11 protein-coding genes are annotated in these 14,957 nt (G+C 49.4%); 7 read left to right on the plus strand and 4 right to left on the minus strand.

The window, feature by feature from the left end; genetic code table 11:
• Positions 1-30 precede the first annotated feature (30 nt).
• Complete coding sequence (gene argS / locus HQN79_RS01340) at positions 31-1,791, plus strand: arginine--tRNA ligase (protein WP_173283911.1); 1,761 nt, start codon at positions 31-33, stop codon at positions 1,789-1,791.
• A gap of 22 nt (positions 1,792-1,813) precedes the next feature.
• The gene (locus tag HQN79_RS01345) at positions 1,814-2,566 is read left to right on the plus strand and encodes an SPOR domain-containing protein (RefSeq protein ID WP_173283912.1); all 753 of its coding nucleotides are present in this window, start codon (positions 1,814-1,816) and stop codon (positions 2,564-2,566) included.
• Positions 2,567-2,609: 43 nt separating this feature from the next.
• Here the strand turns inward: HQN79_RS01345 and HQN79_RS01350 are convergent, their stop codons facing one another.
• On the minus strand, positions 2,610-3,641 hold the full coding sequence (locus HQN79_RS01350) for a GGDEF domain-containing protein (protein WP_173283913.1): 1,032 nt from the start codon (positions 3,639-3,641) through the stop codon (positions 2,610-2,612).
• Between the two features lie 226 nt (positions 3,642-3,867).
• Here HQN79_RS01350 and HQN79_RS01355 point away from each other — a divergent pair, with 226 nt between their 5' ends.
• From HQN79_RS01355 to HQN79_RS01365, 3 genes are read left to right on the plus strand one after another with little or no spacing between them, the layout of a single operon-like run.
• Positions 3,868-4,113, plus strand: coding sequence for an accessory factor UbiK family protein (locus tag HQN79_RS01355; protein WP_173283914.1), 246 nt, complete (start codon positions 3,868-3,870; stop codon positions 4,111-4,113).
• Between the two features lie 14 nt (positions 4,114-4,127).
• On the plus strand, positions 4,128-5,657 hold the full coding sequence (locus HQN79_RS01360; protein ID WP_173283915.1) for a YifB family Mg chelatase-like AAA ATPase: 1,530 nt from the start codon (positions 4,128-4,130) through the stop codon (positions 5,655-5,657).
• Between the two features lie 10 nt (positions 5,658-5,667).
• Positions 5,668-6,360, plus strand: a complete 693-nt coding sequence (locus HQN79_RS01365; protein ID WP_338065238.1) for a sulfite exporter TauE/SafE family protein — start codon at positions 5,668-5,670, stop codon at positions 6,358-6,360.
• 103 nt (positions 6,361-6,463) lie between these two features.
• On the opposite strand, the gene HQN79_RS01370 is transcribed toward HQN79_RS01365, so the two are convergent.
• Positions 6,464-8,797: a S8 family serine peptidase gene (locus HQN79_RS01370; RefSeq protein WP_173283917.1), complete on the minus strand. Its 2,334-nt coding sequence runs from the start codon at positions 8,795-8,797 to the stop codon at positions 6,464-6,466.
• Between the two features lie 236 nt (positions 8,798-9,033).
• Between HQN79_RS01370 and HQN79_RS01375 the strand changes: the two genes are divergently transcribed.
• Positions 9,034-10,026: a 2-hydroxyacid dehydrogenase gene (locus HQN79_RS01375; protein ID WP_173283918.1), complete on the plus strand. Its 993-nt coding sequence runs from the start codon at positions 9,034-9,036 to the stop codon at positions 10,024-10,026.
• Positions 10,027-10,038: 12 nt separating this feature from the next.
• On the opposite strand, the gene HQN79_RS01380 is transcribed toward HQN79_RS01375, so the two are convergent.
• Complete coding sequence (locus tag HQN79_RS01380; RefSeq protein WP_173283919.1) at positions 10,039-11,076, minus strand: ChaN family lipoprotein; 1,038 nt, start codon at positions 11,074-11,076, stop codon at positions 10,039-10,041.
• A 509-nt stretch (positions 11,077-11,585) separates the two neighbouring features.
• Between HQN79_RS01380 and HQN79_RS01385 the strand changes: the two genes are divergently transcribed.
• A complete protein-coding gene (locus HQN79_RS01385; protein ID WP_173283920.1) occupies positions 11,586-14,168 on the plus strand; it encodes an EAL domain-containing protein in 2,583 nt (860 codons plus the stop codon).
• Positions 14,169-14,184: 16 nt separating this feature from the next.
• On the opposite strand, the gene HQN79_RS01390 is transcribed toward HQN79_RS01385, so the two are convergent.
• Positions 14,185-14,895 (minus strand): SDR family oxidoreductase, encoded by a 711-nt coding sequence (locus tag HQN79_RS01390; RefSeq protein ID WP_173283921.1) that lies wholly within the window; start codon positions 14,893-14,895, stop codon positions 14,185-14,187.
• Positions 14,896-14,957: the final 62 nt, after the last annotated feature.

A 14,957-nucleotide genomic window follows, 5' to 3' on the forward strand; every position in this document is an offset into this window, starting at 1 on the left:
GACCAACCCATATTTGAAAGAGAGCAGCAAATGAAGCAGCAACTTGCGCAAATTTTGACCGATGTGGTGCAACAACTTAAAGATCAAGGTGTGATTCCGGCCGATGCCGCACCGCGAATTCATGTTGAAAACACACGCGACAAGGCGCATGGTGACTTTGCGACCAATCTGGCGATGATGATGACCAAAATGGCAGGAATGCCGCCGCGTGATCTGGCGCAGAAGATTGTGGATTTGCTGTCGGATCATCCGGTTATCGAAAAGGTCGAGATCGCCGGACCTGGTTTCATTAACTTTTTTGTCCAGGATACGGCTAAGTTTGACGTTCTTGCACAGGTTTTCGAGCAGGGGGATGCGTTCGGGCGCTGTAATGTCGGTCAGGGCAAATCGGTGTTGGTGGAATTTGTTTCCGCAAACCCGACCGGGCCATTGCATGTCGGTCACGGTCGTGGCGCCGCTTATGGCGCGAGTGTTGCCAATCTTCTGGATGCGGCCGGGTTCGATGTCTGTCGCGAGTACTATGTAAACGACGCCGGACGCCAGATGGATATTCTGGCCACTTCTGTCTGGTTGCGCTATCTGCAGGATCAAGGCGAGGAGTTGACCTTCCCGAGTAACGGTTATAAGGGTGATTATATTCTGGATGTGGCCGCCGAGGTTCGCAGCCAATTTGGCAACCGTCTGCATAAACCGGCATTTGAGGTTTTTGCCAATGTCACGCCGGACGAAGGTATGGAAGACGGCGATAAAGAAAAGCACATCGATGCGCTTATCGAACGCGCCAAAAACCTCCTGGGCAGTCAGTATTATGACGTTTTCCAGATTGCCGTTGATGCCATTCTCGGCGATATCCGCGATGACCTTGAAGGCTTTAAGGTGCGCTTCGATAACTGGTTCTCTGAGCGCTCACTGATGGATACCGGTGTGATTGATGCGGCTTTGGAGAAATTACAGAAAGCCGGCAAAATCTACGAGCAAAGAGGGGCGCTATGGTTCCGCTCCACTGAGTACGGTGATGAAAAAGATCGTGTTGTGGTGCGTGAAAACGGTTTGAAGACCTATTTTGCTTCCGATATCGCTTATCATTTCAATAAGCTTGAGCGTGGTTTTGACCTTTTGATCGATATCTGGGGTTCGGATCACCACGGCTATATCCCGCGCGTACGTGCTGCGATGCAAGCGATGGAAACCAATCCGGATGCGCTGGAAGTACTTCTGGTGCAGTTTGCCGTTCTGTACAGAAGCGGCGAAAAAGTGGCTATGTCGACCCGAAGCGGGCAATTCGTCACCTTGCGCGAACTGCGTGACGAAGTCGGTTCGGATGCGGCGCGCTTCTTCTATGTGCAGCGCAAATCGGAACAGCATATGGATTTCGACCTGGATCTGGCAAAGTCGCAGTCTAACGATAATCCGGTTTACTATATTCAATATGCGCATGCGCGTATTTGCCGGGTGCTTGAACAAGCAAGCGAGAAAGGTTATAGCTTTGATCTGCAGCAAGGCATGCAGAACCTTGAGCTACTGACCGAAGAGCATGAAACCTATTTGGCGACGGAACTGGCGAAATATCCGGAAATCATCGCACGCTCGGCCGTGGTTTACGAACCGCATCAGATTGCTTACTATCTGAAAGACCTGGCTAACGGTTTGCATACTTACTATAACGCCAGTCAGTTTATCGTTGATGACGACAATCTGCGACATGCCCGCTTGACGCTGATCAGTGCGGTTCGTCAGGTTCTGCGTAACGGTTTGGCGCTGCTGGATGTCTCCGCTCCCGAATCGATGTAATTACCCATAGGGATTTTTCTGAATGGCTCGAGATTATCGCCCGCGGCATTCTTCCGAAACGCTGCCGCCACCGATGTTGGAATCCAGTTCGGCCCGACACAAACGTCAGGAAGAGCAGAGAACGAGCCGTAATGCCTGGTTGGTCATGCTGCTGGTGATCGGTGCGATGGTCGGGGGCTATTGGGTTATTAACCATTTCGCCAATTCCGGTTTGAAATCGGGCAGTCAGCAAATGAAGCAGGCGGTTGCCGAAGTGGATTCGATTGATGAGAACGAGTCGGTAGTGATTCTGAGTGATCCGCAACCGGAAACGCTTGAAGAACGAATCGAATTACCTGAACAAAGCGCATCGCTGCAGGAGCCAGAAGAGTCGGTATCCGAGGCTCCTCGGGAGATCCATGCACAGGCGCTGGAAGTGCCTTCCGATGAACAGATCTATGGCGAGCCGAAAAAGAACTTCTACAGTGAACTGAAGGATCTGGAAGTGATTCCGGACGATACGACTCCGGAACCGGTCGCGCTTGAAAAACCGAAATATATCCTCGCCGGCAGTTTTTTCAGCGAATCCGCTGCTCTAAGAGCGCAGAGAAGACTTGCTCAATATGAGCAGAAGCTTAAAATCCGTACCACGGTGCGTAAAGACGGGAAGCATATCTATGCCCTCTACACCGAGCCTTATTACGATCGTCTTGAGTTGAATAAGCGCAAGAACCAGCTGCGCAAGCTGGGGGCAAGTGTTATGGAGTTGGAATACAAGTCTGCAAGCCGGGAATAAAAAAGCCGGCAAGGGAACCGGCTCAGATCGCAACTCTCGACTTTTACAGACTGATTTCACAGACGACGCGATTGCGTCCATCTTTTTTGGCTTTGTACAGCGATTTGTCGGCGCGGTTGAAGAAGCTTTCCGCATCGTCAAGATTCGGGCGAAGCTGGGCGACACCGAATGAAGCGGTAATCGTATTGATCTCCTGATCGGAATTTTTCAGCTTCAGATGGGCAGAGGAAATCTGCTTGCGAATCTCTTGCGCGCGTTTGACCGCTTCATCCAGAGAGAAGTTTCTCAATAAGAGGACAAACTCTTCCCCGCCGTAACGGAAAATATCTTCATTTTTACTCTGGTTGCGTCTAATCAGCTTGGCAAAATAGCGCAGGACACTGTCACCGATCAGATGACCATAGGTGTCATTAAAGTTTTTAAAGTGATCAATGTCGGCGATAATCATGCAGCAGCCCGAGCCAAATTCGGCCACATCCTGAAGCATTTCCTCCATGGCCATGTTATAGGCTTTGCGGTTTCCGACTTCGGTCAGCTCGTCTTGAAGAACTTGGCTTTGTACGGCCAGAAGCTGTTGGCGAAGTTTTTTGATTTCTTCGCTGCTTTCCAGCATATGCTTCTGAAACATCTGGTTGGTTTCCTGCATGGACGTGGCCGTACTCAGGACGTTGCTGGTAATCTCTTTGACCTGATGAACGTCCAGATTATCCTTCTTTAATTCTTCAGTAGAATATTCCAGTTGTTTGGTATGGCTGTCCAGTTTGTCATTCCAGGAATTGATCTTCTGGACCATCAGGTTGACTAGACGACGGAACGCCTTGTCGAATTCCGAGGTGGTCGAGTCTACAGCAAAGTAATCATTATAGAGACGGCGACCGATCCGGTCGTTATACCCCATGTCATCCTTGAGAACCTGATCCAATTCTTCGCGGAATTGAGGATTATCTCCTTTGTAATACTGATACCAGAGATAATAGTTCAGTGGAATCGGGTTGATATCCTTCTCTTCGAAGGAGGCCTTTATATATTGAAATAAACGCCATGCAACCTCCGGGCTGTCTTGTATGCGATACATTATTATTTCCCTTGTTTTAAAATTGATTTTAGCAAAAAGTCGAGCGGCTAAATATCAAATGAGTATATTTTTCATACCGTTTTATTTGGCTTTGTTGTATTGTTTTTTCCACAACGGCTGTAAGTTAATTAACGGCCGCATTATTAATAAACTTAATAGTGTTTGCTGGCTTAATTTCAATCGAATCGTTATAGTGACTGATAATTCGCAGTAAGAGGTATAAATTATGTTTAATCCAGTGCAATTAGAGGAGTTTGCCAAAAAAGTAGCGGAAATTATTCCTCCCGGTTTTGGTGATTTTCCCGAAGAAGGCAAGAAACAGGTGCAGTTAAATCTGCAACGTTTACTGGAGCAGATGGATCTGGTTTCCAGAGAAGAATTTGATACGCAGAAAGCGGTTTTGGCTAAAACACGGGCCAAACTGGACGCGTTGGAAAAACGTTTCGAGGATCTGGAGCAGCATAATCGCTGATCGGTTGCGATTCCATGGGTCTGGCAAGAGTTTTCAGTCGCGCCATACAGGGGATGGAGTCTCCCAGAGTGGTCGTCGAGGTTCACGTCAGCTCGGGGCTGCCGAGTCTCACGATCGTCGGTTTGCCGGAAGCATCGGTTAAGGAGAGTAAGGAGCGGGTTCGCAGTGCTTTGCTTAATTCTGGATTCGATATGCCTGCCAAGCGGATTACCGTTAACCTGGCTCCGGCGGATCTGCCGAAAAGCGGCGGACGCTATGATTTAGCGATCGCGATGGGTATTTTGATTGCAACCGAGCAGCTTGTTCCGAAATTACCCGGCGAAATCGAACTTTACGGAGAGCTGGCGTTAACCGGTGAGTTACGCGAGATTAGCGGACTGTTGCCAAGTCTGTTACAACTTCAGGAAGCGGGTCAAGCCTTCATTCCATGGCATAATGCGGTGGACAAACAGTTATGCGCGCAAACCGGCCATAATGGAGAGATCCGACTGGTCGAGAATCTTCGTCAGGCTTGGATGTATCTGAACGGCGAAACGCCGGAGAATTTAAGTCAAGAACCGCAATTTACTCCGCGGGTAAAACGTTATCCGCTCTGTTTATCTGATATTCAAGGGCAGGCGCAAGCAAAGAGATTGTTGGAAATCTGTGCCGCGGGCGGGCACTCTCTGTTGATGGTCGGCGAGCCGGGTGCGGGAAAAAGCATGCTGGCGTCGCGTCTGGTGACGCTGTTGCCGTCTTTAAACGAGCAGCAGGCACTGGAGAATGCGACAATCTGTTCCCTGGCGGGTCAAAAGATTGAATTGGAAAGTTTTTATCATCGTCCTTTCGTCAGTCCGCATCACTCCGCTTCGGCCGCAGCGATTATCGGTGGCGGTAGAGTGCCCAGACCCGGAGCGATTTCCCTAGCCAATCATGGCGTTCTGTTCCTTGACGAATTGCCAGAGTTCAATCGGGATGTACTCGAAGCCTTACGCGAGCCTCTGGAAAGCGGCAAAGTGGAAATTGCTCGAGTTCAACAGCACGTGGCCTATCCGGCACGAGTTCAACTTGTAGCCGCATTAAACCCGACGCCAAGCGGTTATTTTCCGGACGATCCGCTCGGACGTTGTAAAGATACGCCGACGCAGATTTCGCGTTATCTTAAGAAGCTCTCCGGCCCTTTATTGGATCGTATTGACTGTCATCTTGAAGTACCGGCGGTTGAAATCGAAGCCTTGCAGAGTACTCGTCCGGACGGCGAAACCAGTGAACAGGTCCGTAAGCGGGTTGAGACTGTTCAGGCACGGCAGCTTGCACGTCAGGGATGTCTTAATTCAGGATTGAATAACCGGCAATTGAACAAGCTGGTAGGGCTGGATACCTACTCTCAAGAACTATTGCAACAGGCGGTCAAACGTTTCGGGTTGTCTGCGCGCAGTTATTACCGTATCGTGCGTCTGGCGTTGACGATTGCAGACATGCAGGAAGCAGACTCTGTCGAGAGCGCACATATTGCGGAAGCTTTGAGCTACCGTCTTTCACAAAAACTTTCGGAGCTTTTCTAAAAGATTAATGATGGTTGAAGGGATTTATATTTCAGCATTGCTGACCGGATTGTTCGGTGGGGTTCACTGCCTGGGGATGTGCGGCGGTGTGGTCGGCGCTTTGACCTTTAGTCTGGAGGTTAAAAACCAGGCCAGCTGGTGGCGTATGTTGCCGTTTCAGCTTGCTTATAATGGCGGCCGAATTCTCAGTTATCTGCTGATCGGTGCGCTTTTCGGCTCCCTGGGTATGCTGTTGAACTCTTTGGCGACACTTTTGCCGTTTCAGCAGCTGCTGCAGGTTTTTGCCGGACTCTTTATGATTGCGCTCGGACTCTATCTGGCCGGTTGGTGGCAGGGGATTGTGGTTGTCGAACGTATCGGCCAGGGCCTGTGGCAGAAACTGGCTCCCTATGCGCAAAGGATGCGGACGGTTAAAAATATCCGTCAGGCAGGACTGTACGGTTTGGTGTGGGGGTGGCTTCCGTGCGGTTTAGTGTACAGTATGTTGATTCTTGCATTGAGTTCCGGTGGCGCTTTTGAGGGTGCGATGGTCATGCTGGCGTTCGGTTTGGGGACTCTGCCTAATTTGCTTTTGATCGGCGCTTTCGCCTTCTATTTTACCCGTCTGGCACGCAAGACCTGGGTCAAAGCAATTGCCGGTTTGTCGGTTGTGGTAATGGGCTTATGGCAGATCTATCTTGCTATGGTGGTTTCGGTAAATTGAAATCGGGTCTCTTCCGCTGTTTAGTAAGACAAACCGTCGATAATAAAAAAGCCCGCTTTTGCGGGCTTTTTTATGGATGGAGGTTCTTTGTTGTCGGGTTCTGTTATTTCAAGCGAACGCTGACGCTATTGCTATAGCTGGATGTTCCGCTGTCGTTAAAGGCCTGCACACGATATTCATAGGTTCCGCTAGCGAGTGTTTCGCTGTAGGACGCAGTATCGGTGCCGACGGTAGCGACGCGGCTATAAGTGATCTGGCCGCGTACTTTTACGCCGCGCTCAATATAGAACCCGCTTTCATCCGTGCTATTGTCGTTCCACGTCAGAGTGACGGTGCTTCCATTGAGCGTAGCAGACAAGTTGTCCGGTGCAACCAGTGTTCCGGGTTCAGGAGGAGGTGGCGGTTCTGTCGAGGTGGTTTCAACTTTCACTAAAACGGCATCCGAATAAACCTGGTTGCTGTCATTGAACGCATAGACGCGATATTGATAGGTACCCAGTTCGGCAACCGAGTCGGTAAAGCTGGTACTGTCGGCTCCCAGTGTGGCGATAGTCTCAAAGGTATATTTACCGCGGATTTTCATAGCGCGTTCCACGACAAAACCGTTTTCATTGGCACTGTTATCCTGCCAGTTTAAGGTGACGTCCTGTCCACTGACCGTTGCACTCAGAGCGCTTGGCGCAAGCAGTACGCTCGGATCGATCACTTCAATCTGAATCGATGAAGCATTACTGGCTCCGGCATTGTCGGTGACGGTCAGGGTTGCGTTATAGAGGCCGCCGGCCGGATAGCTGTATTGAACCGATTCGCCGCTGGCGGTTTGTCCGTTTCCGAAATCCCATTCATGGCTGACGATCGCACCGTTTGGATCCGGATCATACGAGTTGTAGCCGTTGAAAGAGACGGTGTCGCCGAGATTGTAGCTGGTCGCCATGGGGTCAATGACCGCAATCGGCAGTTCATTGGTGACCTGAATCGACAGGGTCGCAGAATCGCTCAGATTGTCGTTATCGGTAACGGTCAAGCTGACTTCAAATACACCGCTTTGCTGGTAGTTATGGCTTGGATCAACAATATCTGCGGTTGTGCCATCACCGAAATCCCAGTGGTAGCTGACGACCGAGCCATCGGCATCATAAGAGTTTCCCGCGTTGAATAAGATCGGCGTACCGAATGAAACCGTTGTACTGTCGGTCCAGATATCGGCGACAGGCGGCTGGTAATTGCCTAGATTCAGGGCGTAATTGATTGCGGCCTGCGCATTGATCAACCCGTGTCCATAGATATTGTCATCGCCTGCGGCGCCCAAATCGGTCGCGGTCGAGAAAAGACCGTTTTCGATCTCATCGGGAGTAATCGCCGGATTGGCTGCTACCATAAGCGCACCAACCCCCGCCGTCATCGGTGAGGAGAAAGAGGTGCCCGAGTAGTAGGTGTAGCCACCATTAATATAAGTGGTACGGATGCTGACGCCCGGAGCGACGACATCGACATAGTCGCCGTAGCTGGAAAAGCTGGCTTTGACGTTATTCTGATCGGTTGCACCAACACCTACCAGACTGGTGTAATCAGGATATTCCGGGTGTTCGTTGTAGTCGTTACCGGCAGACATAAACAGCAGTCCACCTTGGTTTCTCAGATTGGTTGCGGCGTCATTGATAGAGGCGGAGGATATACCGCCGTAACTGATATTGACGATTTTGGCGCCGCGTTGACCGGCATAGACCATACAGTTGACCATTGAGCTGATATAGGCAGATGAATTTGTTTCGCTGATTGCAATCCGCACCGGAAGAATACTGGTATCCCAGTTCACACCGGCGACGCCTGTGATGTTATTACCGACAGCGCCGAGCGTACCGGCGGTTCCCGTGCCGTGGCCGTGGAAATCTTCAACGTCGGTCGAAATGACATTGCCGTTGGTATCAAAGCCGACATGAGCGTCGAATCCGGGGAAAGTAAGATTGTTGACCAGATCCGGGTGGTCCGTATCGACACCGGTATCGCACACCGCTACCAGTACGTTATGACTACCCGTGGTTGCATCCCATGCCTGAGGACTGTTTATCGCCGGATGATGCCATTGAAGGCCGTAATCCGAGTCATTTGGCTCCAGTGTCGGAGCAACGAGATAGTCCGGTTCAGCAAATTTAACATAGCCGCTCGCTTGCAGAATGTTGGCAATCGCTTTTTCCCGCCCGCTTTGTGCGAATTTCGCCATATGAATATTGACATCCGGAATAACTTTTTCTTGCTGTAAGCCCTGGCTGTGCAACAGTGCATTGAGACTCTTCAATTCTTTTGCCGAGGCATTTTCGTTGAGTTTATAGAGGACGATTCCAGGTCTGAGTTCGTCCGCAAAAGAGGGCGAAGAGAGCAGGCTGATTGAAATCAGGACCGATGAGGCAAGCGCCGTAAGAGTGTTGCGAGAGCCCATGACTTTCTCCTTTTTTTGATTCTGCTGGAGAGGTTTCTGAGTTCGATCATAACCGGTAACTGCTTGTTTTAAAAGGTAATCAGATTTCACTCCGGCTTATTACTCAATTGACGGTATCAAGAGTTGTTTATGATTAATTTTTCAAAAGATTTACTGAGCGTAATCGAAGGGAAATATCTAAACCGGGGAATCTTGGTTACACTGGCTCTATACGAAAATTTGATGAGGATAGGGTTATGAAAGTCGTTTCTTTTAGCTGCAAAATTTACGATCGCCAGCAGTTGTGCCGAATTTTGCCGCCGGAATGGGAATCCGAATATGTCGAGCCGACATTGGATAAGCATACGGTGGTTTATGCCGACGGGGCGGATGTCATTACCGCTTTCGTGAATGATCGCCTGGATCTGGAAATTCTCCAGATTCTGGCGGAGTACGGCGTCAAAATGATCGCCTTACGTTGCGCCGGTTTCAATAATGTCGATCTGGTTGCCGCTCATGATCTGGGGATTAAAGTCGCTCGGGTGCCGGCCTACTCGCCTTATGCGGTCGCTGAACATACCGTCGGTTTGATGCTGGCCCTGAACCGGAAGCTTTACCGCGCCTACAACCGGGTGCGTGAAGGAAATTTCTCTCTGAACGGTATGCTTGGCTTTGACTTTTATGGAAAGACCATCGGGATTGTCGGTGCAGGAAAAATCGGCCGTTTGGTCGGTAAGATGCTTAAAGCGTTTGGTTGCGAGGTTCTGGTGTACGATCCTTATCTCTGCAAAGAGTGCCCGGATCTCGGGTTGCAACAGGTCTCGCTGGAAGAGATTTATCAGCGCAGTGATGTCATCAGTCTGCACTGTCCTTTGACCGAAGAAACCAATCATCTGGTCAATGCCGAGTCGATCGCCAAAATGAAAAAGGGTGTGATGCTGATCAATACCGGTCGTGGAGCATTGATGGATACCGAGGCGCTGATTGAAGGCCTGAAATCCGGGCGGATCGGTTATCTGGGAATGGATGTCTATGAAAAGGAAGGAGCGCTGTTTTTTGAAGACCACTCATGCGAGATTATTCAGGATGACGCCTTTGAGCGGCTTTTGACGTTCCACAATGTGCTGATTACCGGGCATCAGGCGTACTTTACCGAAGAGGCTTTGCGCCATATTGCCGAAACCACCCGGGATAATATTCAAGCGTTGATAGACGGAGCGCCTCTGGAAAATGAAATCGAGGTCTGTTAGCGGCGCTTGTACTTACTCGGGGCGGCGACACTGTTCGCTTTTCTGCTGCGCATTTTTGAACATTGCCTGACGTATCTGGCGTTTATAAACGCTGCTTTGAAATTCTTTCGGCTGTCGGGTAAGCAGATACAGGTAATCGCCGAGTTGTAAATCCTCTTCTGTCCATTGAGGTTTCTGCGGATTTTCCACGCCAAGCGGCGTGATCACGGTAATCTTTAATTCCGGCCGGCGCTGTTTGAGTAGCGCAACGGTTCCGAGAAAAGATTCACTGTGGAAACTGCCGTTAAGATGGATAACCTGATGCTGCGGGAAGTCGTGCAGCGCTTTAAGAATGGATTCGGCCATAGTGTTATCCCGAGCCAGTTGAGCGGCATAGCTTTTTGCTTTGTGTGTTTCATCCATTGGGCGCATGGAATCCATAAATTCGTAAAATTTCTGCCGATAATCGCCATTGTCCTTAAAGGCTTGCCGGGCAATCCATTCGCGCTCCTCTTTGTGCAGCAGATTGACATAAGTCTGACCGTGCTCGCCGATACAGCGCACAATATCCGCTGCCGCATTGGCTGCGATGACCGGAATAAAATGCTGTTTGGCGAATTCGATCATCGGTCGATAGGAGCCGACATAGTTGGGCCAGGCTGGCGCTTCGTTGATCAGATATTTTTCGCCGACTTCATTGTCCAGATAACGGTTGAGGGTCGTCTGCTGGTCACGGTTGAACATCTCCATGCTTAGAACTTGCTGCGGGCGCAGTTTGTAGAGTGCCGTCTGTAGCTGCATTTCGAGAAGATGGGAGGCGTGATTTCCGTGAAATTCACCGATAAAGACGACATCGCTTTTTTGGATCGCCTGTGCCAGATCGGGGACAGTCAGCACTTTTTGAGTTTTGCTGTCGATTATCGAAAAACTGTAGGCGTTGCTTAATGGGGGAGGGAGCGATTTGGCCGTCTCCGCGCGTTTAGGTTGTTCGAGTGTTGTTTGGCAGCCGGTGAGGCTTAAAGCGCTCAATGTGAGTATGGAAAACCACGTAGCAAAGGTGCTTCTTTTCATAAAATTTCCATGATTTTACTTAGGGTTAAGTCAAAATCTATTGAATGGATTGAGAGGTTTTATTAGCAATCTTGAGCAATTGGCTATATTATTCTCTGCGATTGAATTGTTCTAATTTTAGAAACTAGGATAGTCCATTCGGAGCTGATTGCTAAAATTTTTTAGTGACCCGGTTCAGAAGGACGATTCGTTAATCAATCTTCGCTTAAACTTAAAGCAGTATTCTGGGACTGCGGTCGGCGCACTGCCGTTCCGGATTATTGTTTTAAACCTTCTTTGATCTTCCCTGTTCAATTCTATTTCCATTACCGTGGTTGTCCCTTACTTAGGTGTTGTCTTTCTGTTTGTCTGCATATTTTCACTCTTTTTCAGGTAGTTCATTTCAGTGATTCGCTTGAGATCAAATTTTGGTCAGAAATTAATTTTAAAAGTTAAATCTTTGATTTATTAGCTAAAGATACGTGGTATAAATTTAAAGAATCTGATTATTTTTATAGGGTTTTTGATTTATGCCCATTCATGCCTGCATTAAAGAGTTTCATGGGAGTCAGGAAGTCTTCTGTCAAATACTCGAAAGAATTCAGGACGCAGCTTATTTGACCGACGATCAAGGTCGGATTCTGTACGCAAACCCGGCAGCCGGGAAAGTTTTCGGTTATGAACGTGAATCCTTACTCGGTAAAAAGGTCATGGATTTCGAGCCGGATATGACGCCGGCAAAATGGCAGGCATTTTTTCTTCGCCTTCAGGAACTGAAAGAGATTACCGTTAACAGTCGCTATCTGCGACCGGATGGCATGGAAACGCCGGTTGAAATAAATTCCAATTACCTGACCCTTGAAGGTGCCGAATTCTGTATTGCGATTGCTCGGGATGTCAGCCGCGATTATCTGCAATCCGAACTCCGCTCCTTGCAAAGCCGCCTGTCCGATATGGTTCTTGAACGCGATGAAGCAGATTTGTTGCAGTACGGTCTTGATCAGGCTGAAAAACTGACGCAAAGTGAAATCGCCTTTCTGTACTTTGTGCAAAGTGACGAGCAGGATGAGGCATTGCAGGTTTGTTCCAGCCGGACCAAGGAAGTTATGGGCAGTGAATTTGCGCATTACTTGTCCGAACAAGTCGGCATGTGGGTGCAGAGTTACATTACTCATGAGTCCGTGTTGTGTAATGATTTTTCGCAATATCCGAATAAAAAAGGTATGCCGGCGTGGCATTCGGAGATACGGCGTTTTCTGACCGTTCCTCTGGTGCAGAAAAATGCCGTCGTTGCCGTCATTGGTGTGGCCAATAAGCTCAGTGATTACAGTCAGAACGACATCGACTTACTGTCTTGTGTGACCGAAATGATTGATGTCTATCGCCGTCGTCAAAAATCAGAACGACGGGTTGGTTTTGATTATTCTCATGATGGACTGACCGGCGTGGCGAACCGTCAGCTGATGATGGACCGGGTCGAGCAGAGTATTGCGGAAGCGACGCGGCACGGACAGAGTTTTGCTGTCTGTTATATGGATATCACCGGTTTCAGACGGGTGAATAACCTCTATGGGCATGATTTTGGTGACAGTGTTCTACAGGCGCTTGCCAAGCGTTTGCAGGAATCTTTAAGAATCGATGATAGCATCGCCCGTTTAGGTGGGGATGAGTTTGCTTTCGTTCTGCATCAAGTCGACTCTGTATTTCATTGTGAACAGGCTTTAAGAAGGCTTTTACAGAGCATTATCATGCCGTTTGATGTTATGGGTGAACGAGTGCACCTGACGGCCTGTATCGGTGCGACGCTTTATCCTTTGGATACCAGCGATGCCAGTACCCTTCTGCATCATGCTTATCAGAGTATGTATGAAGCTAAGTCCCAGGAATACCTCAATTTCTATATCTATGATCCGCAAGAATCGGCACTGATAAAAAGCCGTCAGACTCTTATTCAGGAATTTCCTTTTGCTTTGCGTGAAGAACAGTTCTGTCTGTATCTGCAACCGAAAATAAACCTGCAAAGCCTTGAAGTGATGGGTTTTGAAGGGCTTATTCGCTGGCGGCATCCGCAAAAAGGCCTTTTAACGCCGGACAAGTTCCTCCCCGAGCTTAACGGGACGGTTGAAGAGATTGTCCTCGGTGAATGGGTGGTCGAAAGGGCCTTGAAAAAGCTTCAGATCTGGCGTAAAGAGGGGCTGCAGCTGTCCTTAAGCATCAATATCAGCCCACGGCAGATTCAGGAACAGACCTTCAGCGATTTTGTCCTGTCAACATTGAAGAAATATCCGCCAGATCTGGCGGAGAAGCTGGAAATCGAATTGCTGGAAGACAGTGATTTTGAGGATAGCGATTCTGTGCTTGAAAACATGCGGATTTTGAAAGAGCAGGGGATTCGTTTTCTGCTGGATGACTTCGGTACAGGCTATGCCTCGCTGGCGCATTTTTATAATTTGCCGTTTGATCTGCTCAAGATCGACCAGAACTTTGTCAAACGCATGCTCGATCGCAGCGATAATCTGGATATTGTGGAAGGCGTTTTACGCCTTTCCGAGGCGATTCAACGACCGGTGATCACTGAAGGTGTCGAATCCATCGAAATCGGCTATATGCTGATGAAACTCGGCAGTCAGTTTGCCCAAGGATACGGCATTGCCCGTCCTATGCCGATGGATCGGGTGGCAAGCTGGCTGGCGGAATGGGAGCAGGCGAATCCCTGGCAGGATCTCCGTGCGGAAATCGAGGATGACCATCTGCGTTATGACCTCGGGGTCGCGGTCTTCAGTCAGCGCTGGTGGGTCAATGCGATTGAGCGTCACCTCAAAATCTGCTGCATGGGGGAAAAGTTTTCCACGACTTACCATTCAGGGATGCCCGAACTGGATGAAAGCAAGTGTCAGTTTTACTGCTGGTACCGAGGTATCGGCAAAACCCGCTACGGTAAAACGCCGGGTTACGGTTCCCTGTATGAACAGCACCATGAAATGCATGAACTGGCCAAACAAATCTATAAATGCACGGAAATCGGCGATTATGAACAGGCTTGGTCGCTGTTCGCCCAGTTGAAGCAGGTAAGCCTTAAAATCATCGAGCAGATTGAGGGGTTTGACGCCTAAGCTACCCCCCTTGCCATTATCTCGGCAGAGAACCGTTGTTGATGTCGATGCAGGCGCCGTTGATATATTCCGGACTTTCGGTTGCCAGCCAAAACATGGTGTCAGCCACTTCCTGTGCCGTCGCGAAGCGCCCGCTGATGGTATTCTGCAAAAACGCCTTTTGACGGTGTTCGGGAATACTGTCCAGCATATCGGTTTCCACTGGGCTCGGTGCGACGGCATTGACGATAATATCGCCCTGGAAGGCTTTGGAAAACGCTTTGGTGGCGTTGATCAGACCGGCTTTAGCGATCCCGTACCAGATGTCGGGGTGTCCGATCTGGCCGGCGATGGACGCATTGTTCACGACTCGCGCCTTATAGTCACTCGGCACTTTGAGCTTTTCTTCCAGCAGAGTGGTTAACTGCACCGGTGCGATAATGTTCAGGTTCAGAGCGTAGTCTCGTTGATCGGCAGGGTAATCGTCATAGGTGATCGGCTGCAAAAGTCCGGCATTATTGACCAGAACGTCGATGGCCTCTATCTGATCGGCCAGAGCGGGAAGTTGTTCGATCTTTGTCAGGTCGAATGCGACACAGCGCACTTGCGGATGGTTCTGATAGTCAAAGTTTTCGCGGTTGGAAAAATCACGCGCGATAATGGTAACGAAATCGCCTTGTTCGACGAACTTTTCCGTCAGCGCCAGACCGATTCCTTTATTGCCGCCGGTAATAACGACCTTTCTCATAAATATTGCCCTTTTATTATTTGTGCCTGCCGGAACGGAAGGCTTTAAGAAAAGTATACCGA

The sequence above is a fragment of the Thiomicrorhabdus xiamenensis genome (assembly GCF_013282625.1).
In the GTDB taxonomy this organism is placed as follows: Bacteria; Pseudomonadota; Gammaproteobacteria; order Thiomicrospirales; family Thiomicrospiraceae; genus Thiomicrorhabdus; species Thiomicrorhabdus xiamenensis.

What these genes read in the sequence shown, in the direction of transcription:
- argS (WP_173283911.1), top strand. Translation starts at nt 31, where the DNA reads ATGAAGCAGCAACTTGCGCAAATTTTGACCGATGTGGTGCAACAACTT.
- HQN79_RS01345 (WP_173283912.1), top strand. Translation starts at nt 1,814, where the DNA reads ATGGCTCGAGATTATCGCCCGCGGCATTCTTCCGAAACGCTGCCGCCA.
- HQN79_RS01350 (WP_173283913.1), bottom strand. Translation starts at nt 3,641, where the DNA reads ATGTATCGCATACAAGACAGCCCGGAGGTTGCATGGCGTTTATTTCAA.
- HQN79_RS01355 (WP_173283914.1), top strand. Translation starts at nt 3,868, where the DNA reads ATGTTTAATCCAGTGCAATTAGAGGAGTTTGCCAAAAAAGTAGCGGAA.
- HQN79_RS01360 (WP_173283915.1), top strand. Translation starts at nt 4,128, where the DNA reads ATGGGTCTGGCAAGAGTTTTCAGTCGCGCCATACAGGGGATGGAGTCT.
- HQN79_RS01365 (WP_338065238.1), top strand. Translation starts at nt 5,668, where the DNA reads ATGGTTGAAGGGATTTATATTTCAGCATTGCTGACCGGATTGTTCGGT.
- HQN79_RS01370 (WP_173283917.1), bottom strand. Translation starts at nt 8,797, where the DNA reads ATGGGCTCTCGCAACACTCTTACGGCGCTTGCCTCATCGGTCCTGATT.
- HQN79_RS01375 (WP_173283918.1), top strand. Translation starts at nt 9,034, where the DNA reads ATGAAAGTCGTTTCTTTTAGCTGCAAAATTTACGATCGCCAGCAGTTG.
- HQN79_RS01380 (WP_173283919.1), bottom strand. Translation starts at nt 11,076, where the DNA reads ATGAAAAGAAGCACCTTTGCTACGTGGTTTTCCATACTCACATTGAGC.
- HQN79_RS01385 (WP_173283920.1), top strand. Translation starts at nt 11,586, where the DNA reads ATGCCCATTCATGCCTGCATTAAAGAGTTTCATGGGAGTCAGGAAGTC.
- HQN79_RS01390 (WP_173283921.1), bottom strand. Translation starts at nt 14,895, where the DNA reads ATGAGAAAGGTCGTTATTACCGGCGGCAATAAAGGAATCGGTCTGGCG.